Raw genomic sequence first — 21497 nt, 5'->3', positions numbered from 1 at the left:
AGATTCATGGAGGAAAGTGTTGTGGCACTGGAGCTCGGAACTCGGCAGCTCGAGGGTGTCGGAGCGGTAGAGGTCTATTCGGTATCGCAGGACGATCCCTTGGCAGCTCCACTGATCGCGGAGTTGGCACTCGAATACAGTTCGCGTTACGGCGGGACTCGCGAAGCGATGCTCGAGGATCTCACGACGTATCCGGCAGAAGAATTTGCCTACCCTCAGGGTGCGCTTCTGGTGCTCACCCACGACGGTCTGCCGATCGCCGGTGGTGCGTTTCGTCAATTCGATTCCACCACTGCCGAACTGAAGAGAATCTGGACATCGGTCGACTATCGGAAGCGCGGCCTCGGCAAGGCCGTCGTTCGCGAGTTGGAACGAGAGATCGAACTTCGTGGATACAACCGGGTGTTTCTCACGACGGGTCCTCGGCAACCCGAGGCCGTCGCGCTGTATCTGTCCAGTGGATACACACCGCTTTACGACGCGTCACTCTCGCCCGAAGAGGTGGGCATCCACCCGTTCGAGAAACAACTTCGGGTCCTCGAAAATGTGACTCGAGCAGCAATTCCTACCGACCGGGTTGACAACACCCGGGTTTAACCTCGTACACTTGCGAACGACCATCCAGAGCGACCGAGAGACCTGGCTCATTGAAGTCGCAGCAACCCCCCGAGTGATCGGGTGCGGGTGCTACCGCCAGGACCGATGGAGGAACACGAAATGAAGGCAGTCGAAGGCGGTTTCGATACCGCCTGGTCGCGTCGTCACGTAGACCTGTGCCGCACCGCGGGATCTTTCTGTACCAACTGACCTCGGTCAGTCATTCACACTCAGGCGAGTCGTCGACAAGTCTGTTTTCTCTTCTCTCACAAGTGATTCGTGCTCGATCGCCTTTCTCGTCTCAGGCGACGGGTGCGCTCTTCGGCATGCCTCTTTAGGAGTTCTTGGTGTCTTCGCCCTCATTCGGTGCCCGCAAACGCGCGACCGTAATCGCCGGTATCGGTGCTGTCTCGGTTCTCGGCACCGTCCTCGCCGGCTGCAGCAGCGGGAGTGACAGTGCTGCCGACGCAGGCCCCGCCCAGTCCGGCGGAACCCTTCGCTACGGTCTGTCGCAGGCGCCGACGTGCGCCGATCCGGCCCAGGCCGGCAGTAACCAGACCGTGTATGTCACTCGGACCGTGGTGGATTCGCTGACCGATCAAAATCCCGACACCGGAGAGATCACCCCGTGGCTCGCCAAGAGTTGGGAGATCAGCCCCGACGCCGCTAGCTTCACGTTCGTCCTTCGCGACGACGCCACCTTCAGTGACGGCACACCGGTGACGGCGGATTCGGTGAAGAAGACCTTCGACTCGGTCAAGAATCTCGGACCGAACGCGTCGTTGGCGAAGAGTTACCTGTCCTCGTACACGGGTACCGACGTCGTAGATGCTCACACGGCGAAGATCAATTTCTCCGGACCCAATGTTCAGTTCCTGCAGGCAACTTCGACGCCACAGCTCGGAATCCTCGCCGATTCCACCACCGCGCTGGCATCCGAGCAGCGCTGCCCCGGTGCCGCGGTGATCGCCTCCGGACCGTTCGTGTACACCGACTGGCAGCAGGACAAGAGCGTCAAGATCGCCAAGCGTGCGGGATACAACTGGGCGTCGGACGCGGTCGCGCATCAGGGTGAGGCCTACCTCGACGGCGTCGACTTCACTGTGGTCCCCGAATCCGGTGTGCGGGCAGGCAGCGTGGCCTCCGGCCAGCTCGATGCGGTCAGCGATGCGCTTCCGCAGGATGCGCCGCAGATCGAGGGCGCAGGCGGACGAATCCTCACAAGGCCGAACCCGGGTGTGAGCTTCTTCTTCCAGCCCAACGTCAGTCGCGGCGTTCTCGCCGATCAGGCTGTTCGCCAGGCCATCATTCCCGCGATCAACCGCCAAGAACTCGTCGACACCGTTCTGGATCCGTCGTTCTTCCCGGCCACGAGCCCGTTGGCTCACACCACTCCGCTCTACAGCGACGAATCCAGTGTCGTGACGTACGACGCCGACAAGTCGGCGAAGCTTCTCGACGCGGCTGGTTGGAAGGCCGGCAGCGACGGTATCCGCGAGAAGGACGGGCAGAAGCTCACTTTCAGCGTCACCTTCAGTCCGGTGTTCTCGGGTAACCAGGCCATCCTCGAGCTCGTACAGCAGCAGCTCAAGAAGGTCGGCGTCGACTTGCAGCTCAACCTGGTCTCGAACGGTGAATGGACCGAGAAGGGAGTATCGGGTGATTACGATTCGCTGTATTACAACAGCACTCGCGCGGACGCCGACATCCTGCGGGCATCGTTCAGCACCGAGGGCCGCAACCTGAACCGTCGCGGCGCAGATCCGGAGCTCGACAAGGTACTCACAGACCAGCTTGCAGCCACGGACAACGGCCAACGCGGCGAACTGGTATCCACTGCACAGGAATTGATCCTCGACCGTGGACTCTCCATCCCGACCATCGAGCTCTCACAGGCCATCGGCGCCGGATCGAGTGTGCAGGACCTGAACTTCGAAGCCTCTTCACGCCTGCAGTTCTACGACGCATGGTTGTCGGGTAAGTAATCATGACTCGATACGTACTCACCCGACTGGGTCAGGCCGCAGTGGTCCTGTGGGCCGCCTTCACCATCTCGTTCGTGATTCTGTTCCTCCTGCCGAGTGACCCCGTCAGCATGGCTGCCGACTCGTCCGGTCAGGGTGTTGCAGTGGATCAGGCCGCGCTCGATCAGCTTCGGGCGCGGTACGGCTTGGACCAGTCGGTGTGGGTGCAGTACTGGACGTCGCTGACGAATGCTCTTCGCGGCGATTTCGGTACATCGATCTCCACCGGTCAGTCGGTGACGGATGCCATCTTCTCGGCGCTGCCCAGCACTCTGGTGCTGGCAACCACCGCCTTGGTTCTGGCCGTGTTGTTCGGAGTGGCGATCGCGTTCTTCGCTACCTACACCCGCAAGCGGTGGCTCGCGAACCTGTTGTTCTCTCTGCCGCCGCTGGGTGTGGCAGTGCCTACTTTCTGGGTGGGCCTGATTCTTCTGCAACTCTTCTCGTTCCGTCTGCACATCTTCCCGGCATTCGGAGACAAGGGATTCGCAACGGTGATTCTTCCGGCGATCACCTTGGCGATCCCGACCGGCGCGGTGATCGCGCAGGTGCTCACGACCAGCCTGCAGTCGACGCTACGTTCGCCGCACGTGGAGACTGCGTACGCCAAGGGCGCAAGCCGTTGGCGCGTGCAGACCCGTCACGCGTTGCGACTGGCGAGCATTCCGGCATTCACCATTGCCGGTGTGCTGGTCGGCACGCTGCTGGCGGGCTCGGTGGTTGTGGAAACGGTGTTCTCTCGCGCGGGCGTCGGCCGTCTGACACAGACGTCGGTGATGGCGCAGGACATCCCGGTGGTGCAGGGAGTCGTTGTGTTCGCCTCTCTCGTGTTCGTGCTCGTCAACCTCGCGGTCGACCTCTTCTACCCCTTGATAGATCCACGGATCATCCAGACGAAGAAGAGTCACACCGAAAAGTCGAATACCGAAAGCTCGACCGATCTGGAGCCGGCTCATGTCTGACACATTGATCGAACCCCTACTCCTCGATCCGAGCGTCGAGGCGAAGGCACCTGTTGTTTCGCGCCGAGAGTCCACGGCCATCGGCTGGATCCGAAAGCCCGGCTTGGTGATTCCGGTGTTGATCGTGTTGCTTGCCATCGGCTTTGCCGTCGCACCCGGATTCTTTGCCAGCGGCGATCCGTTGTCCGGTGTCCCGGCGGACAAACTGCAGGGCCCGAGCCTGGCTCACTGGTTCGGAACCGACAATCTCGGACGTGACCTGTACACACGGTTCGTGCACGGCGCCGCGCTGTCCCTGACCGCAACCCTGGTGGCGGTCGGAATCGCATTGGTGGCGGGATCGATAATCGGTTTGCTCGCGGGCTTTGTCGGTGGCGTCGTCGACGCCGTGCTGATGCGCATCGTCGACGTGCTGCTGTCCATTCCGGCACTGCTGCTCTCGTTGGCCCTTGTCACCGCACTCGGCTTCGGCACCATCAACGTCGCCATCGCGGTCGGCGTCAGTATGGTCGCCAATTTCGCGCGAGTGATGCGTGCCGAAGTGATGCGGGTGCGCGGAGCTCAGTACGTCGAGGCTGCGTTCAGTTCAGGTGTGCAGTGGCTCGGTGTCCTGCGTCGGCACGTGCTTCCCAACTCCTACGCGCCGGTGGTCGCGCTGTCCGCTGTCGAGTTCGGGCAGGCAGTACTGGCGGTGTCGGCTCTGAGCTTCTTGGGATTCGGCGCCGTTCCGCCTACCCCGGAATGGGGATCGCTGGTATCCGAGGGACGCAATTTCCTCGCCAATGCCTGGTGGATGACAACACTTCCCGGTCTCGCGATTGTCGCCGTGGTCATCTCGGCACACCGTATCGGCCACGAGATCGAAAGGAACAACCGGCGATGAGCACGACCGAGGAACAGTTGCTTTCCGTCACCGACTTACAGATCGCCTACGGCGCCGAGCCCGCGGTATCCGGCGTGAGCTTCACCGTCGGTCGGGGCGAAGTAGTTGCGGTGGTCGGGGAATCGGGTTCCGGTAAGTCGACCACGGCACACGCGATATTGGGTCTGCTCGCCGGCAGTGGTCACGTCACCGGCGGGACCGTCGAGTTCGAGGGTGAACAGATCGACTCGTATTCCGACCGTGCGTGGCAGCGAATCCGCGGCGCGCGTATCGGTTTGGTGCCGCAGGATCCGACGACCTCGCTCAACCCGGTGACGCGGATCGGCGACCAGGTTGCAGAAGTCCTCCGGATCCACGGCCTCGCAGACCGTCGCAAAGCCCGGTTGGACGCCGTCGAGGTGCTCGAGCGCGCGGGTATCGACCGGCCGGAAATCCGAGCACGCCAGTACCCACACGAGCTCTCCGGCGGTATGCGGCAACGAGTTCTGATCGGTATCGCGCTTGTCGCGAACCCCGCCCTCATCATCGCCGACGAGCCGACCAGTGCTCTGGACGTCACGGTTCAACGACGCATCCTCGACCACTTGGACGAGCGAATCGCCGAATCCGGTGCAGCCGTGCTCCTGATCACGCACGACCTGGGAGTGGCCGCAGACCGCGCGGACCGGATCCTGGTGATGCAGGGCGGCAGGATCGTCGAATCCGGCCGCACCGCAGATATTCTGGACAACCCGCGACACGAGTACACGAAGAAGCTGCTCGACTCGGCTCCGAGCCTGTCCTCGGGACCGGTCGATCGGCCGGTCCGTCAGGATACGAGCCCGCTGCTGACGTTGACCGGAATCACCAAGCGTTTCAACGTCGGACGCGGGAGTTCGATCACCGCGGTGAACGAGGTATCGCTGACTGTTCCGCGTGGTCAGACGGTGTCGTTGGTGGGGGAGTCGGGCTCCGGCAAGTCGACCACGGCGCGCATCGCCGTGCGGTTGGAGCAGGCGGATGCCGGCACCATCTCCTTCGACGGACACGACATCACGAAGGTCAAGGGCAGCGATCTGCGCGAGCTGCGCCGAAAGATCCAGCTCGTGTACCAGAACCCCTATGCATCACTTGACCCGAAATTGTCCGTCCAGGACATCGTTGCGGAGCCGCTGCGGGCCTTCAAGGTTGGTGGACGCAGCCAGCAGCAGAGTCGTGCAGCAGAGTTGCTCGATCAGGTTGCACTTCCCGAGCAGTTCCTGAGCCGCAAACCGGCCGAACTCTCGGGCGGCCAGCGTCAACGGGTGGCGATCGCTCGTGCGCTTGCGTTGAAGCCGGACCTGCTCGTTCTCGATGAACCTGTGTCCGCTCTCGACGTCTCGGTGCAAGCGCAGATTCTGGCGCTACTCGACGAGTTGCAGCGCGAACTGGGCCTGACCTATCTCTTCATCTCCCACGATCTTGCGGTTGTTCGCCAGATCAGCGACGTCGTCGGCGTCATGCAGGCCGGGCGATTGCTCGAAATCGGCACTACCACCGAGATTTTCGACAATCCCCGAAACGAGTACACACGCACACTTCTCGACGCGATCCCCGGGCGGGATCATTCGACACGAAAGGCCGAACATGTCCGAGCGTAGTTCCGGAGCATTCCTGGTCGGCCTCGAATTCGAGGGAACCGGAGCTCATCCGTACTCCTGGCGACGCGAGGATTCGCGCGCCGAAGATCTGTTCACGCCCTCGTACTGGGTGGACCTGGTGACCGCCGCGGATCGGGGTGGGGTGGATCTGGCGTTCCTCCCTGACTCGTTCGGACTGCAATCCGAGGGCCAGCACGCAGTGCGGGGCAGATTGGAGGCAGTTGCAACTGCGGCGCGGCTGAGTGCTGTGACCTCGCGTATCGGCCTGATTCCCACCGCGACAGTCACGCACACCGAGCCGTTCCACATCTCCAAGGCCGTCGCGAGTATCGACTACTCCTCAGCGGGGCGGGCCGGCTGGCAGGTCGCGGTGTCCGACACCGCTGAGCAGGCGTCGTTATTCGGCCGAAAGGCAGTGCAGGGCCCCGAGTCCGCGTGGGAGGAAGCGTCCGAGGCTGTCGAGGTGGTCAGTCGGCTGTGGGACAGCTGGGAGGACGACGCCGAGATACGGGACGCTGCGAGCGGACGATTCATCGATCGAGACAAGCTGCACTACATCGACTTCGAGGGAAAGAACTTTTCCGTCAAGGGGCCGTCCATCACGCCGCGCTCCCCGCAGGGGCAGCCGCTGATCGCAGTCGACGCGAGCAGGCCGGAGGCACGCGAGCTCGCTGTTGCGCGGGGAGATCTGATTCGGATCTCGGCAACCGACCTCGGCGAGGCCAACGCCACGGCCAAGCTGGTCCACGCGAATGCCGCTGCCCTCGGGCGCAGCGTCAGGGTTCTCCTCGACGTCGACGTGCTTCTCGGCGCTGATCGCGGAGCCGCCGACGACGCTCTGGCGGAACTCGAGGAATGGGCGGGAGCACCGTACGCCCCGCACTCGCTGTTCTACCGCGGTGACAGCGCCGGCCTGACTGTCCTCCTTCGCGAGATCGGTGGGCTGGCCGGGGTCGACGGTGTTGTCCTGCGTCCCTTGGCTTTGGCTGCCGCAGTGGAGAAGATCGCGGCGGACGTGGTGCCGACTCTCAATCCGCGACCGACTACCGGCCCGACTCTGCGCGAGCGGTTGGGTTTCGAGTTGCCCGTCAATCAGTTCGCGTAGCGCGAACAGAGAACAGGAACACCGATGACACAGAACAGGATTCGCAAGCAAGTTCACCTGGGTGCTCACTTCCCCGGCGTGAACAACACCACGGTGTGGACCGATCCGGCGTCCAAGAGCCAGATCGAGTTCAGCTCGTTCGAGCATCTCGCCCGCAGTGCCGAACGCGGATTGTTCGACTTCTTCTTCCTCGCAGAGGGTTTGCGCCTGCGCGAGCATCAGGGCATGATTCACGACCTCGACGTGGTCGGTCGCCCGGATACATTCAGTATTCTCAACGCGGTTGCCGGTGTGACAACGCATCTCGGTCTGGCCGGGACGATCAACACCACGTTCAACGAGCCGTACGAGTTGGCCAAGCAGTTCTCGACGCTCGATCATCTCTCCGACGGCCGCGCCGCGTGGAACCTGGTCACCTCTTCGGATGCCTTTACCGGTGAGAACTTCCGCCGCGGTGGGTATCTGGAGCATTCCGAGCGGTACGCACGCGCAAACGAGTTGGTCGACGCAGTACGGACGCTGTGGGACAGTTGGAGCATCGATCGTCCGATCGTCGACCGTGAGCGCGGCATTTTTGCCACCGACCAGCAGGTCGGTCAGTTCCAACACTCCGGTAAGCAGTTCGACATCACCGGACGCTTCGAAGTTCCTCGGAGTCCCCAAGGACACCCAGTTCTGCTGCAGGCAGGCGATTCCGACGAAGGACGCGAGTTCGGCGCCGCCAAGGCGGACGCCATCTTCACCGGGCACGGAACGCTCGAAGCAGGCAAGGCGTTCTACGCCGACGTGAAGGGACGCCTGGCCAAGTACGGACGCACGCACGCAGACCTCAAGATTCTCCCCGCCGCCACCTTCGTGCTCGGTGACAACGCCGCGGACGCACAGGAGAAGGCATATCACATCCGGCGGCAGCAGGTCGGACCCCAGACTGCCATCGCTTTTCTCGAACAGGTTTGGGGCAGAGACCTTTCCCAGTACGACGCCGACGGCCCGTTGCCGAAGGAAGATCCGTCGGACGACGTCAACATCACCCGCGGACGCGTCCGCCACGTCAAGGATCCGCGAGCGGTCGCAGATCAGTGGCGTGCCAAGGCCGAGGCCGAAAACCTCAGCATCCGTGAACTCATCATCGAAGTGACTGCCCGCCAACAGTTCGTGGGTAGTGCAGCGGAGGTGGCTGCCGAGATCGACACCTACGTCCAGGGCGACGCGAGCGACGGATTCATCCTCGTTCCCCACATCACCCCCGCGGGCCTCGACGAGTTCATCGACACCGTCGTACCAGAACTACAGGACCGCGGCAGTTTCCGGACCGAATACTCAGGAACCACCCTGCGCAGCCATCTCGGGCTGCGCCACCCATACGAGCAGGCTGAAGGAGTCCGCGCATCATGACCGTTACCGACACTTCCACCAGCACCTTCACCGACGAGTGGAATGCTTGGCATGCCTCGCGCGACGCCACCTTCAGTGAACCACTCGGCTGGCTGAGCCTGACTGCGTTGCAATGGCTGGTTGACACCGATTCCACCTTCGCAGACCTGCCGGGCGCATGGCGCGCCGACGCGAATGCCGTTGTCGTCACCGCGACGCCGGCCGACGACCTCTCGATCGACGGCGTCGCAGTGGACGGTTCGGTCACTCTGAATCCGATCGAGGGTGCGCCGGGACTGATCGTCAACCAGGGCGCGCGGTTGGTCGAGGTCATCCGCCGCACCGGCGAGGTGGCTCTGCGGATCCACGATTCGTCGGCCCCGGCCTTGGCGCAGTTCAGTGGTATCCCGACCTTCGAGCCGAACCCGCAGTGGCGCATCGACGGTGTTTTCACCGCTTTCGAGGAGGCTCGGACGGTGACGACGGGTGCGGTCGTCGAGCGCCTCGAGCATCATCACGACGCCCGCGGAACCATCAGCTTCGAACACGACGGAGAAACCCGGACTCTGATTGCGTTCGCGGGCAAGGACAACGGCTTTCACATCCTGTTCACCGACGCGACCAGTGGTGTGTCCACGTACCCGGCCGCACGCTCGCTGCACGTTAGTGCACCGGAGCCCGGTGGCGCGGTAGTCCTCGATTTCAATCGGGCGTCGAACCTGCCCTGCGCCTTCACCGATTACGCGACGTGCCCCGTCGCCCCCGCCGAGAATCGTTTGCCGTTCGCGGTGGAAGCCGGCGAGAAGACACCGAATAACCGCGACGGAAGCGCACCGAGGTGAGCGCGCCGCTGTCCGTACTCGACCTCTCGCCGGTCAGTGAGGGTGACACGGCCCGCCAGGCCTTGCGGAACTCGCTGGACCTCGCTCGTTCTGCCGAAGCGTGGGGATACAAGAGGTACTGGGTCGCCGAACACCACTTCGTCGGCGTAGCCAGCTCGTCACCGGCCGTTCTGGTCGGACTGATTGCGGCCGCGACCAACACCATTCGCGTCGGCTCGGCCGCAGTGCTGCTGGGCAACAACACGGCAGCTCAGGTGGTCGAGGCCTTCGGTACCGTCGAAGCGCTGTATCCGGGTCGTATCGATCTCGGTATCGGGCGCAGCGGGCAGCGTCGGGTGGAGGCACTTCGTGCCGTCGCTGCCGGAACGCCTGCCCCGGCAGAATCGAAGCGGGAGAACGTCGTACGCGACGGCGTCGTGATCCCGGCGCCCTTCGATCCAACCGGTCTTCTCACGTCACCGAGATTGCAGGCGTCGTTCGAGGCATTGGCGTTTCCGGGCGCGCAGGCGCCGGATTTCGAGCAGCAGGTCGACGACATACTCTCGCTCCTGAACGGCACCCACCGCACCCGCGACGGCATCGAATTGCATGCCAGTCCCGGCGAGGACGCCGACGTCGAATTGTGGGTGTTCGGAAGCAGCGCAGGCCCCAGTGCCGAACTCGCCGGACGACTCGGATTGCCGTTCGGCGCGAATTACCATGTGGCGCCGTCGAGTACGCTCGATGCCGTCGAGGCATACCGAGCAGCATTCCGACCGTCGGCAGTTCTGTCGGAGCCGTATGTCGTCGTCTCCGCGGATGTTGTTGCTGCGGAAGATGATGCGACGGCGAGGGAGTTGGCGTCGACCTTCGCGCACTGGACGCACAGCATTCGCAGCGGGCACGGCGCCATCCCGTACCCCGATCCGGCCACAGCGCTCCCACTTTCCGATGCCGACAAAGCAGTAGTGGAGGATCGGCTGATCACGCAGTTCGTCGGTTCACCCACCACCGTCGCCGACAGGCTCGACAGTTTGCAGAAGCTCACCGGAGCGGACGAATTGGTGATCACCGGGGTGACCCATCGGCACGAGGATCGTCTGCGCTCGTACGAGCTGCTTGCCAAGGAATGGGGGCTACCCGCACTACTGGCAGCATGAGCTTGCCTTGGTCTACTAGTGTCGAGTGATGTTTTCGCCCCGAGATGCGCTTTCCCTTGCTCTTGACGTAGCGCGTGAGGGCATGGAACTCGGGGAGATGCCGATCGGGGCAGTCGTGTTCGACGACGACCGTGTTCTCGGGCGGGCGTACACGCAAGAACGGGCACTCGGCCGACGGTAGTCCATGCGGACCTTCAAGCGATCTTGCAGGCCGACGAGGCTCTCGGGTTCACTCGAGCGTCAGGAGAATTGACATTGGCGGTCAATCTCGAACCATGCCTGATGTGCATGGGTGCCGCGATCACACTCGGCGTGTCCCGGGTGTGGTTCGCTGAATACGCCACTGGCACTGGCCCCGCCGGGATGCGGGACTGGGCGCGCAGTCTCACCTGACGCCATGGCTTGAAGGAGGGCCGTGAGGCTTACGCCCCGATCGCGCCCGCGATCATCGGCCACGACGCACGCATGTCGGCTTCGAAGAGTCCCCAGGTGTGGGTGCCTTCAGGTCGGAAGCTGAACGTCGCGGGGATGCCGAGCTGACCGAATCGACCCTGTAGGGCAGCGGTGCACATGTTGGTGATGCCTTCGAGCACAGCGCCGGGAACGACTCCGGCAGCCATCGCCAGTGAGTTGATTCCGTCCACCGGACCGGGAAGGCCGTTGCCGGTGGAGATGAACAGCGCTGTGCCGCGCAGTTTCTCGGCATTGATCAGCGGGTCGTGAGCAGCCCACTGCGGGCTACCCCACGGCCCCCACATGTTGGCCGCGTTTCCTCCGCCGAGTATCTCGACCATCGAGCGCACCGCTGCCTGGCCGAGCGGGTCGCCGGCGCGCGGGCAGCCGCTGTACGAGCCGACGGCGCGGTAGGTGCCAGGCGACTGGATCGCGAGGTCCAGAACCGGTCCACCGGCCATCGACACGCCGCCGAGTGCGTTGACGCCGGTCGTGTTGTATCGAGCGTTGACCGCTGCCGGTAGTTCCTTGGTGAGGTAGGTCTGCCATTTGTTGCGGCCGAGCACCGGATCGTCGGCGTTCCAGTCGGTGTACATGCTGAACTTGCCGCCGACCGGCATGACCACGTTGACGTGCTTGTCGTCGAAGAAGTCACGAACTCCGGTGTTGTTGAACCAAGAGATCCCGTCCTCACCGCCGCCGACGCCGGTCAACAGGTAGAAGGTCGGGGCGGGGCCACCGCCGGCCGGGGAAATCACGTCGTTGGCGATCCAGCGGTCCATGGAGGGGGAGTAGACATCGATGCGGCTGACCACTGAATCCGCGCTCGCGGTCGGCGTGCTGAGGCCGAGAAAGCCGGCAGCCATGGCCACCGCCATCGTCAAGCGGGCCGTGAATCGACGTGCCTTCATTATTTCCCCCTGGCGCAAGCCGGACAGCGTATTTGTGCCTACCAACAGTGGCACAATGCGAAGGAGAGTGACGAATGTCCGGATAACAGTCCGGTAAGAAGATGGAGACAATTGCGTGGGATCGCAGTCGCATCACCCCGAATCCGACGTGATTCGGCTGGCCTTCGGGCTGGCCGCGATCACGGCTGGTGCGGCGCGCAGAACCGCTGGTCTCGCCATTGATTCGGTGCAGCGGATCCCCGTTGTCGGTGACGCACTCGACGACGCGATCACCCAGGTCGCCACCCGCGGCACGGAAGCGATTCGCTCGACAGCGGAATTTGCCGATTCCACGTTGAGAACGGTGATCAAAGCTGTCGTCGACGCTGCTCTTGCCGAAGTCGACATCACGAAGATCGTCGTGGACCACGTGGACATCGACAAGATCGCCGAGAACATCGACGTGGACAAGATTGCCGAACGGGTCTCGCTCGAACCGATCATCGATCGCGTCGACGTCGATGCGATCGCAAGCCGACTCGACGTCAAAGCAGTGATCGATCGCCTCGACCTCGACGGCATCGTCGACAGCGTCGACCTCGAGCGCCAGATCGACCGCGTCGACCTCCTCAAGATCGCCGACCAGGTCATCGAGGGTGTCGACCTCCCACAGATGATTCGTGAATCGACCGGTTCACTCTCCACCGAAGCCGTGCACGGGGCGCGCGTGCAGGGGATGCAGGCGGACGACGCTGTCGCCGGGTTCGTCGGACGATTGTTCGGCCGCGACAACGCACCACCCTCACACGAGCCGCATCCGGACACGAACGCAGGTGAACGCTAGTGGCCCAGGAGAATTCCGGCCCGGCCGGAATCGTCACCCGTGGCCTCGCCGGACTGATCGACCTGGGCGTCGTGCTGATCCTGATGGGTTCCGTGTACGTGGCCTTGGCCTTTGTTCGATTGCTCTTCTCGCCGCAGAGTTTCACGTTCTCGGAACCGGGAATCTTCCTGTCCACGACGGCATTTCTCGGCGTCTCGGTGGCCTACCTGACTGCCTGCTGGGCGACCACCGGCCGAACTGTCGGTTCCCTCGTGATGGGGTTGCGGGTGATCACGTCGGGTCACCGGTTGGTCCGTTGGCCGCTCGCCTTCATCCGTGCGGTGCTCTGTGTGCTCTTCGCCTTCGGATTGCTGTGGTCGGCGGTCGATCGACGGCGACGATCGTTGCAGGACATCGTTCTGCGCACCGAGGTCGTCTACGACTGGCGTCAGGACCCGGATCTGGTGGCACCCCACGGAGGCGAGCACGCATGAGTGAACCGAACCGCCCGGACGAGCGATTCACCCTTGCCAGCGAGCGCACCTTCCTCGCGTGGATGCGTAGCTCGCTTGCCCTGCTGGCGGGCGGCATCGCCGTCGTCCAGTTGGTCCCCGAGTGGAGTACAGGGTGGGTTCGCACGGCGCTCGGTCTGACGTTGATCGCACTCTCGGCAGCAGCCGCCCTCGTCGGTATGCGACGCTGGCTACAGGTGAAGAAGGCGCTCGAGGACGGAGCGGCGATGCCGGAACCGCATGCGCTGTGGCTGTTCGCACTGGCATTGGCCGGGGTTGCCGTCGCGGCCGGCGTGGCAACGGTGGTTACCAGCCTCGCTCGCTGAGATACCTCGCTGAGATACGCAGAGAAGTCCGAGCGGTGTCTGGATAGTCTGCAAAGAACGAGAAGCACGTCAGAGAAGTAAACGAAACAGACGACAAGGGAGTGCACGGTGGCGCAGGAACTCAAGCTCGGATACAAGGCATCGGCTGAGCAATTCGGCCCTCGCGAACTGGTAGAGCTGGCAGTTCTGGCAGAGCAGCACGGCATGGATTCCGTTGCGGTGAGCGATCATTTCCAGCCGTGGCGCCACAACGGTGGACACGCGCCGTTCTCGCTCGCCTGGATGACGGCCGTCGGTGAGCGCACCGAGCGCGTGCAGATCGGCACGTCCGTGATGACGCCGACGTTCCGCTACAACCCGGCGGTCATCGCTCAGGCGTTCGCGACGATGGGATGTCTCTACCCGGGGCGCATCATGCTCGGCGTCGGCAGCGGTGAGGCTCTCAACGAGATCGCCACCGGCTTCCAGGGCGAGTGGCCCGAGTTCAAGGAACGCTTCGCGCGCCTGCGTGAGTCGGTGCGGCTGATGCGTGAGCTGTGGCTGGGCGATCGTGTCGACTTCGAAGGCGAGTACTTCACCACTCGTGGCGCGTCGATCTACGACGTCCCCGAGGGTGGGATTCCCGTGTACATCGCGGCCGGTGGACCCGTTGTCGCCCGGTACGCGGGACGTGCCGGTGACGGCTTCATCTGCACTTCCGGCAAGGGCATGGAGCTCTACACCGAGAAGTTGCTTCCGGCGGTTGCCGAGGGCGCGGCCAAGGCCGAGCGCGACGTCGCCGACATCGACAAGATGATCGAGATCAAGATCAGCTACGACACCGACCCGGAGGCTGCACTCGAGAACACGCGTTTCTGGGCGCCGCTGTCCCTGACGCCGGAGCAGAAGCACAGCATCGAGGATCCGATCGAAATGGAAGCAGCTGCCGACGCTCTGCCCATCGAGCAGGTGGCCAAGCGCTGGATCGTCGCTTCCGATCCCGAGGACGCCGTCGAGCAGGTCAAGGCCTACGTCGACGCCGGTCTCAATCACCTGGTGTTCCACGCACCGGGCCACGATCAGCGCCGCTTCCTCGAACTGTTCGAGCGTGACCTCGCGCCCCGCCTGCGTGCTCTGGGCTGATCCTCGAGATCAACTGAACGGTGTCTGCCACTCGACGTGTGGCAGGCACCGTTCGTCTTTCTCGTAGCGGCCGGTTGTCGGCTGCACCGTGAGCGTGACCACGATCAGTGGCAAGGTGGGCGGCGGCCCACACTAGGCTGTTGGGCATGCCAGAAGCGCCCGCTGCCGTGTCGAGTGTCTACGTCGCCTCCCCTGAAGGTGACACCGGAAAATCCACCATCGCGCTTGGCGTGCTGCAGATGTTGTGCGCGACTGTCGCCCGGGTCGGTGTCTTCCGCCCGATCGCCCGCTCGACCGAGGAAACCGACTACATCCTCGAACTGCTGCTAGAGCACACCACTGCCGATCTCTCCTACGCCGACGCACTCGGCGTCACCTACGAGCAGGTTCACGCCGATCCGGAAGCCGCACTGGCCGACATCGTCGCGAAGTACCACACCGTGGCCGAGCAGTGCGACGCCGTCGTGATCATCGGAAGTGACTACACCGACGTCGCAAGCCCCAGCGAATTGAGCTTCAACGCCCGCATCGCCGTGAACCTGGGAGCGCCGGTGCTGTTGGCGGTTCGAGGCGCTCGGCGCAGCGTCGAGGAGGTTGCTCAGCTCGCGCACCTGTGCGCCGCCGAGTTGGCCGCCAACCACGCTCACCTGCTCGCGGTCGTCGCCAATCGCTGCGATCCCGACAAGCTCGACGAGGTCACCGCAGCCCTGTCCGACATCGGTGTTCCGACGTGGAGCCTGCCGGAGATTCCGTTGCTCGTCTCACCCACGATGGCCGAGTTGATGGAGGCCACCGGCGGTGAGTTGTACTCGGGTGACCCGGAACTGCTGCACCGCGAGGCACTGAAGGTGATGGTGGGCGGAATGACCGCCGAGCACATCCTCGAGCGTCTGGTCGAGGGCATGGTCGTCATCGCACCGGGTGACCGCTCGGACGTGCTGCTCGCGTTGCTCAATGCGCATGAGGCGGAGGGATTTCCGTCGCTCGCGGGCATCATCATGAATGGCGGGATCACGCCGCACCCGGCCATCGCGGCGTTGATGGCCGGCCTCAAACAGCGTCTTCCGATCCTCACGACAACCCTCGGCACTTTCGACACCGCAAGCGCTGCAGCCCAAACCCGCGGACGCGTGGCAGTCGGTTCGCAGCGAAAGGTCGACACTGCGCTGAGCTTGATGGAACAGCGCGTCGACGCCGACGTCCTGATGGACCGACTGGCACTGCCGATTCCGTCGGTCGTGACCCCACAGATGTTCGAGTACAAGCTCATCGACCGCGCTCGACGCGATCGCAAGCACATCGTCCTCCCGGAGGGTGACGACGACCGGATCCTGCGCGCGGCCGGCCGGCTGCTGCAGCGCCAGGTTGCCGACCTGACGATCCTCGGCGACGAACCCAGTGTGCGTCGACGCGCAGCGGAACTCGGCGTGGACATCAGCGGCGCGCAGGTCCTCGCGCCCGCGCAGTCCGAGTACACCGAGCGCTTCGCACAGGAATACACCGCGCTGCGGGCGCACAAGGGCATGACCATCGAGCGGGCACGCGAGGTGATCGCCGACATCTCGTACTTCGGAACGATGATGGTGCACTTGGGTATTGCCGACGGCATGGTCTCCGGTGCCGCCCACACCACCGCTCACACGATCCGGCCCTCGTTCGAGATCATCAAGACGGCCCCCGGAGTTTCGACGGTTTCGAGCATCTTCCTGATGTGCCTGGCCGACCGCGTTCTCTCCTACGGTGACTGCGCCGTGGTTCCGGACCCGACGTCGGAGCAGTTGGCGGACATCGCGATCTCGTCCGCACAGACGGCGTCGCAGTTCGGTATCGATCCGCGCATTGCGATGCTCTCGTACTCCACCGGCGATTCGGGCAGTGGAGCCGACGTCGACAAGGTTCGCACCGCGACCGCTTTGGTGCGCGAGCGCCGACCGGACCTGTTGGTGGAAGGGCCCATTCAGTACGACGCGGCCGTCGAGCAGAGTGTCGCTGACAAGAAGATGCCGGATTCTCTGGTGGCGGGCAAGGCCACGGTGTTCGTGTTCCCGGACTTGAACACCGGCAACAACACCTACAAGGCAGTGCAGCGTAGCGCCGGCGCTATCGCCGTCGGCCCGGTTCTGCAGGGACTGAACAAGCCGGTCAACGATCTCTCGCGTGGAGCGTTGGTCCAGGACATCGTCAACACCGTGGCTATCACGGCAATACAGGCACAGGGAGCGTAAGCGTGAGCGACGGCACCGTACTGGTCATCAATTCCGGCTCGTCATCGATCAAATTTCAACTCGTGCATCCGGATACAGCGGAATCGGTAGCGCACGGCCTCATCGAGCGCATCGGTGAACCCGACGGCCACATCGTCTACAACCACCGCACCGGAGTCGAAGACCGCAGCCTCCCCATCGCCGATCACCGTGCGGGACTGAAGATGGTGCTCGACATCGTCGCCGAGGTCGGACGGCCGCTGAGCGAGGCAGGAATCATCGCCGTCGGTCACCGAGTCGTGCACGGTGGTGACATCTTCTATTCGCCGACGCTCATCGACGACGGCGTCGTGAAAGCCATCGCGGATTTGTCGAACCTTGCGCCGCTGCACAATCCGGCCAACGTGATCGGTATCGAGGTGGCGCGCGAAGAACTGCCAGACGTTCCGCACGTAGCAGTGTTCGACACTGCCTTCTTTCACACGCTGCCCGCCGCAGCGTCGACCTACGCGATCGATCGGGATGTGGCCAAGGCCAACCAGATTCGTCGATACGGCTTCCACGGGACCTCACACGAATACGTGTCGGGACGAGTCGCGGACTTCCTCGGCAAGGATCCGGCCGAGCTGAATCAGATTGTTCTGCACCTCGGAAACGGCGCTTCGGCCTCGGCAATCAAGGGCGGCAAGGCTATCGACACCACGATGGGCCTCACCCCGCTCGAGGGTCTTGTCATGGGCACCCGCAGCGGCGACATCGACCCAGGCATCATCTTGCACCTCAATCGCAACTCGGGAATGAAGGTCGACGAGATCGACGACCTCCTCAACCGTCGTTCCGGTTTGAAGGGACTGTCGGGAGTCAACGATTTCCGTGCCTTGCTCGCACTGATCGAGGGCGGCGACGAAGACGCACAACTTGCCTACGACGTCTACGTACACATGCTCCGTAAGTACATCGGCGCCTTCATCGTTCAACTCGGTGGCGTCGACGTCATCACCTTCACCGGCGGTGTCGGCGAGAACAACATCGACGTACGACGCGACAGCCTGGCTGGCCTCTCCCGTCTCGGAATCGAGGTCGACCCGGCTCTCAACGAGGCGAAGAGCCGCGACGAGCGTCGTATCTCCGCATCCACGTCGGCCGTCGAGGTGCTGGTGGTCCCCACCAACGAGGAGTTGGCGATCGCCCGCGCGGCGAAGGCTTTGGTGGCCGCGCTGTAAATCTCGGGGAGCGCGTCAGAAATTGCTGCGCGGACGCACCGCGTTCGCCCGGTCCACGAGGGCGTAGCGGTGCGTGCGGGAGGTCGTGGCGCGGGCGAGGGCGCGAAGGCAGGCTTCGGCTCCGGTGCGCAGACCCTGCTCGGTGAATGGCAGGTCGAGGATGGGTTCGAGTTCGGTGTGCGAGCGGTTTCCGTAGCGAATCCAATCGAGTGCCGTACCCAACACCAGGGTTCGCATCTGCAGACTTCGGCTCTCCTCGGCCGGTAGCGCGCGAACGCGACGGGCGGCTTCCCTCAGAGTCGATTCGTCGAGTTCGGCGATCGGAACGCCGGACAGCATCGTCAGAGCGCTCGACATCCGTGCGACGTTGTAGTGCCGGGAAGACGTGGGAACTTCGTCGAGGGCGGCGATGGCTGCCTTCTTGTTGCCGTGATCGGCGAGTTGTCTGGCGAGCCCGAATGCTGCGCTGACGTAGTTCCGTTCGGTCCGCCAGACGGTGCGGTAGTACTTCTCCGAGAAGCGGCACCATTGGTCCGGGTCGTCGCTCTCCCAATGCTGGAGGATCAGTTCTGCTGTCGCCGCCAACGCGAGTTTGGGTGCAGCCTCGCCCGGCAGAGCCGTCAGGACGGTCTCGAAATGACTGAAGGCGGGCTCGAATCGGTCCAGTTGCAACGCTGCAAGCCCTCGATACCACTCGATCTTCCAGTGATCACCGATGCTCTGCTGGAGTTCGTCCAGAACACTCAGCGCGGTCTCCGGATCGCCGAGATCGAGATGAGCCTTGGCCTCGGCCAGTCGGACCTCGCCGGAGATGGCGGCCGCCGGTGTGCCTGACGTTCGGTCGATTCCGTTCTCGCGGGCGTGTTTCAACGCATCGAGAGTCTGAGACGGTTCGCTGTGCACCGCTGCCGCCAGCAACGGCGCGTTGGGATCGGTGGGGTCGACCAACGGGATGGGAAGTGCGTGCGCAACTTCGCGCGGATCGAGAGCAGCGTCGTGGCTGATACCGTCGACGTACACATCGGTTTGCCCGACCAATTCGTCGGTGCCGAAAGACGTTCGCTGCCTGCTGAACACGAGCGAAAGCCCAGGATTCTCCTGCCCGGTCTGCTCCGCGAGGATTTCTCGCAGAACGCCGGTGAGTTGGCCCGCGATCTCCTCGGCCGACTGGAAACGCTTCTTCGGATCCGGGTCGGTGGCGCGCAGCAGCAGGCGGTGGAAGAACTCGTTGTCCCGCAGCAGTGGCTCGTCCTCGGGTTCGGGAAGGCCGTCGAGGTACCGTCCGTGCTTCGAGGGCATGTCGAGGGTGAGAACCGCGAGTGTTCTTCCGACGGTGAAGATGTCGGAGGCGATGGTCGGGCCGGTCTCGATGATCTCCGGCGCTTGATAGCCGGCAGTGCCGTACAGGTATCCGTAGTCTTCGATCCCGGACACGGCGCCGAGGTCGATCAGCTTCAGTTGGTCCTCGGTGACCATCACGTTCTCAGGTTTGAGGTCGTTGTACGCCAGGCCGGTGGAATGCAGATAGCTCAGCGCCGGAAGGATTTCCAGTACGTAGCCGATTGCCTGCTCGATCGGCATGTGCTTGCCGTCCGGGAATTCGGCCAGCACCTCGCGCAATGATCGCCCGCCCACGTACTCCATGACGATGTACCCCATGGGTGTCCCGTCCGGGCGCGGATGCTCGACGAAGTTGAAGATCTTGACGATGCTGGGGTTGGCGACCTCGGCGAGGAACTGACGCTCGGCCACCGCAACGGCTTGCGCTTCGGAATCACCGAAATGCAAGAGTCCCTTGAGAACTACCCACCTGTCGCTGACATTGCGATCGATCGCGAGGTAGATCCATCCCAGGCCGCCGTGCGCGATGGGCCCTTGAACCTCGTATTGACCTGATACCAATTCGCCCTCTTCGAGGAGTGGGCGGAAGTCGAAAGTGGAACCGCACTTGGGGCAGGTGCCGTGCTGAGTTGCCTTGGTGCTTGCGCTCTTACGGCCGACCGGTTCGTTGCATTTCCAACAGAACCGTTTGCGCTCGGGGACCGTCGGGTCACTCATCACCGCAGATGCGGGGTCGATCTGCGGGACGGGGGGAACTTCGACCAGGCCGCCGCCGAGGCGCAGCTTTCGTCCCGACCGGCTGCGGCGGGATCGAGTGGAGCGGCCGGTAGGGGAGGAGGATGCGGACGGCGCGGTTCCTCGTATCTGGGCCGAGGTCGGTTCGAGGCGCTCGTAGGCACCGGTGGCTTCGGGTTCGGAGCGTAGGGATGCCTGCGTGGAGTCAGGCTCGCGGTGAACTGCCTGCGTGGAGTCAGGCTCGCGGTGAACTGCCTGCGTGGAGTCAGGCTCGGGGGGTACGGAGGCTTGCGTGGCGTCGGGCTCGGGGCCGGTTTCTTCGGTCATGTCAGTCTCAATCCCGGTAGACGGCCGGCGGGGGACCGGGTGACGGACCGAGGACGCTGAGCCAACGGTCGTAGATACGGTTCCAGGTCCCGTCACCCCGGATCCGCTCGAGGGTTCCGTTGACGAATCGGACCAAGTCGGGGTTGTCCTTGTTCACTCCGATTCCGTAGGGTTCGACGCCCAGTGAACCACCGACCATCATGAGATACGGGTCTTGCGAGGCGAGTCCGGCGAGGATCGTGTCGTCGGTGCTGATCGCGTCCACCTGCCCCTGCTGGAGGACGACGAGGCAGTCGGACCACATCGGGACGGTCACGACGGTGGCTTCGGGTTGGAGCTCCTGGATTCGCGTGGCCGACGTCGTTCCCCGGGCAGCGCAGACTCGCTTGCCTGCGAGATCGGCGATGCCGCGTACCGGTGAACCCTGCAGGACCTGAATTCGTTGCTCGGCGGAGAAGTACTGCGTCGAGAAGTCGACCTTCTCGCGCCGCTCGCACGTGATGGTCATGGTTTTGACGACCACGTCGACCATGGATTCCTGGAGTGCGGCGATCCGATCGTCCGAGGTCAGGATTCGGTACTCGATCTTCTCCGGGTCGCCGAGCAGATCGCGGGCGATCTCGCGGGCGATGTCCACGTCGAAGCCTTCGAGGCGTCCGGTCGCCGGATCGCGAAAGCTCATGAGGTTGGAACCGGTGTCCAGGCCCACGATCAGCCGCCCGCGGGCGCGGATGGCGTCGAGGCTCGGCGTGGGTGGCTGCGGAGATGCGTCTGCGGGTGTGGGGCGCAGGCTCGCAGTGAGGTTGGTGCACGACGCGGTAGTCGTCGGTGTCGGACTGGGCGCGATGGTGGCCTCGGCCGGCAGCGGCGGTTCCGTGTACGACGTGGCGGCCGCGTTGTTCAGGTCTTCGGCTCGATCTGCACCGCAACCGGCGAGCGCCAGCACGGACGCTGCCAGAACCGCGACGCACACGGCCGGGAGCTTCCTCCGCATCT

At 63.8% G+C, this 21497-nt stretch carries 21 protein-coding genes and 1 riboswitch; of the genes, 18 read left to right on the top strand and 3 right to left on the bottom strand.

All coding sequences use genetic code 11. The features are described from left to right. The first annotated feature begins 6 nt into the window (after positions 1-6). From H351_RS24730 to H351_RS32595, 12 genes are all read left to right on the top strand, one after another. Positions 7-597, top strand: coding sequence for a GNAT family N-acetyltransferase (locus H351_RS24730; protein ID WP_019749497.1), 591 nt, complete (start codon positions 7-9; stop codon positions 595-597). 17 nt (positions 598-614) lie between these two features. After that, positions 615-709, top strand: a riboswitch (SAM riboswitch). Continuing rightward, the gene (locus H351_RS32965; protein WP_019749498.1) at positions 703-807 is read left to right on the top strand and encodes a putative leader peptide; all 105 of its coding nucleotides are present in this window, start codon (positions 703-705) and stop codon (positions 805-807) included. Its footprint overlaps the riboswitch before it by 7 nt. 137 nt (positions 808-944) lie before the next feature. Further along, on the top strand, positions 945-2582 hold the full coding sequence (locus H351_RS24725) for an ABC transporter substrate-binding protein (protein ID WP_019749499.1): 1638 nt from the start codon (positions 945-947) through the stop codon (positions 2580-2582). Positions 2583-2584: 2 nt separating this feature from the next. Continuing rightward, entirely contained in the window at positions 2585-3583 is a 999-nt protein-coding gene (locus tag H351_RS24720) for an ABC transporter permease (RefSeq protein ID WP_003944382.1), read from the top strand. After that, positions 3576-4466 carry an ABC transporter permease gene (locus H351_RS24715; protein WP_019749500.1) on the top strand — a complete coding sequence of 297 codons (891 nt, stop codon included), beginning with the start codon at positions 3576-3578 and terminating at the stop codon, positions 4464-4466. The genes H351_RS24720 and H351_RS24715 overlap by 8 nt, the downstream gene beginning before the upstream one ends. Then, complete coding sequence (locus H351_RS24710) at positions 4463-6085, top strand: dipeptide ABC transporter ATP-binding protein (protein WP_029254771.1); 1623 nt, start codon at positions 4463-4465, stop codon at positions 6083-6085. Before H351_RS24715 ends, H351_RS24710 begins: the two co-directional genes overlap by 4 nt. After that, positions 6072-7190: an LLM class flavin-dependent oxidoreductase gene (locus tag H351_RS24705; protein ID WP_019749502.1), complete on the top strand. Its 1119-nt coding sequence runs from the start codon at positions 6072-6074 to the stop codon at positions 7188-7190. Before H351_RS24710 ends, H351_RS24705 begins: the two co-directional genes overlap by 14 nt. Before the next feature lie 24 nt (positions 7191-7214). Continuing rightward, positions 7215-8585 (top strand): NtaA/DmoA family FMN-dependent monooxygenase, encoded by a 1371-nt coding sequence (locus H351_RS24700; RefSeq protein WP_029254772.1) that lies wholly within the window; start codon positions 7215-7217, stop codon positions 8583-8585. Further along, positions 8582-9406, top strand: a complete 825-nt coding sequence (locus H351_RS24695) for a DUF1684 domain-containing protein (protein ID WP_029254773.1) — start codon at positions 8582-8584, stop codon at positions 9404-9406. The genes H351_RS24700 and H351_RS24695 overlap by 4 nt, the downstream gene beginning before the upstream one ends. Then, positions 9403-10545, top strand: a complete 1143-nt coding sequence (locus H351_RS24690; protein ID WP_029254774.1) for an LLM class flavin-dependent oxidoreductase — start codon at positions 9403-9405, stop codon at positions 10543-10545. Before H351_RS24695 ends, H351_RS24690 begins: the two co-directional genes overlap by 4 nt. 28 nt (positions 10546-10573) lie before the next feature. After that, positions 10574-10726: a tRNA-specific adenosine deaminase gene (locus tag H351_RS32600; protein ID WP_244891393.1), complete on the top strand. Its 153-nt coding sequence runs from the start codon at positions 10574-10576 to the stop codon at positions 10724-10726. Between the two features lie 23 nt (positions 10727-10749). Continuing rightward, positions 10750-10938, top strand: coding sequence for a tRNA-specific adenosine deaminase (locus tag H351_RS32595; protein ID WP_244891392.1), 189 nt, complete (start codon positions 10750-10752; stop codon positions 10936-10938). 29 nt (positions 10939-10967) lie between these two features. On the opposite strand, the gene H351_RS24680 is transcribed toward H351_RS32595, so the two are convergent. Further along, entirely contained in the window at positions 10968-11909 is a 942-nt protein-coding gene (locus H351_RS24680) for an alpha/beta hydrolase (protein ID WP_020968843.1), read from the bottom strand. Between the two features lie 115 nt (positions 11910-12024). Between H351_RS24680 and H351_RS24675 the strand changes: the two genes are divergently transcribed. The 6 genes from H351_RS24675 (at position 12025) to H351_RS24650 (ending at position 18098) form a co-directional block, all read left to right on the top strand. Beyond that, the gene (locus H351_RS24675) at positions 12025-12732 is read left to right on the top strand and encodes a hypothetical protein (RefSeq protein ID WP_019749508.1); all 708 of its coding nucleotides are present in this window, start codon (positions 12025-12027) and stop codon (positions 12730-12732) included. Continuing rightward, a complete protein-coding gene (locus H351_RS24670; protein WP_019749509.1) occupies positions 12732-13205 on the top strand; it encodes an RDD family protein in 474 nt (157 codons plus the stop codon). The genes H351_RS24675 and H351_RS24670 overlap by 1 nt, the downstream gene beginning before the upstream one ends. Then, positions 13202-13549: a YidH family protein gene (locus tag H351_RS24665; RefSeq protein WP_019749510.1), complete on the top strand. Its 348-nt coding sequence runs from the start codon at positions 13202-13204 to the stop codon at positions 13547-13549. The genes H351_RS24670 and H351_RS24665 overlap by 4 nt, the downstream gene beginning before the upstream one ends. A 108-nt stretch (positions 13550-13657) precedes the next feature. After that, complete coding sequence (gene fgd, locus H351_RS24660) at positions 13658-14671, top strand: glucose-6-phosphate dehydrogenase (coenzyme-F420) (RefSeq protein ID WP_029254775.1); 1014 nt, start codon at positions 13658-13660, stop codon at positions 14669-14671. Positions 14672-14817: 146 nt separating this feature from the next. Beyond that, on the top strand, positions 14818-16896 hold the full coding sequence (pta, locus tag H351_RS24655; protein ID WP_003944313.1) for a phosphate acetyltransferase: 2079 nt from the start codon (positions 14818-14820) through the stop codon (positions 16894-16896). 2 nt (positions 16897-16898) lie between these two features. After that, positions 16899-18098 (top strand): acetate kinase, encoded by a 1200-nt coding sequence (locus H351_RS24650; protein ID WP_020968845.1) that lies wholly within the window; start codon positions 16899-16901, stop codon positions 18096-18098. A 15-nt stretch (positions 18099-18113) separates the two neighbouring features. Here H351_RS24650 and H351_RS24645 read toward each other — a convergent pair whose 3' ends face one another. Next, positions 18114-20501 (bottom strand): serine/threonine-protein kinase, encoded by a 2388-nt coding sequence (locus tag H351_RS24645; RefSeq protein WP_029254776.1) that lies wholly within the window; start codon positions 20499-20501, stop codon positions 18114-18116. 7 nt (positions 20502-20508) lie between these two features. Beyond that, a complete protein-coding gene (locus tag H351_RS24640) occupies positions 20509-21495 on the bottom strand; it encodes a glutamate ABC transporter substrate-binding protein (protein ID WP_020968847.1) in 987 nt (328 codons plus the stop codon). Positions 21496-21497 lie beyond the last annotated feature (2 nt).

This window comes from Rhodococcus erythropolis R138 (assembly GCF_000696675.2).
In the GTDB taxonomy this organism is placed as follows: domain Bacteria; phylum Actinomycetota; class Actinomycetes; order Mycobacteriales; family Mycobacteriaceae; genus Rhodococcus_F; species Rhodococcus_F erythropolis.
This window is presented reverse-complemented; position numbering and strand designations above follow the sequence as displayed.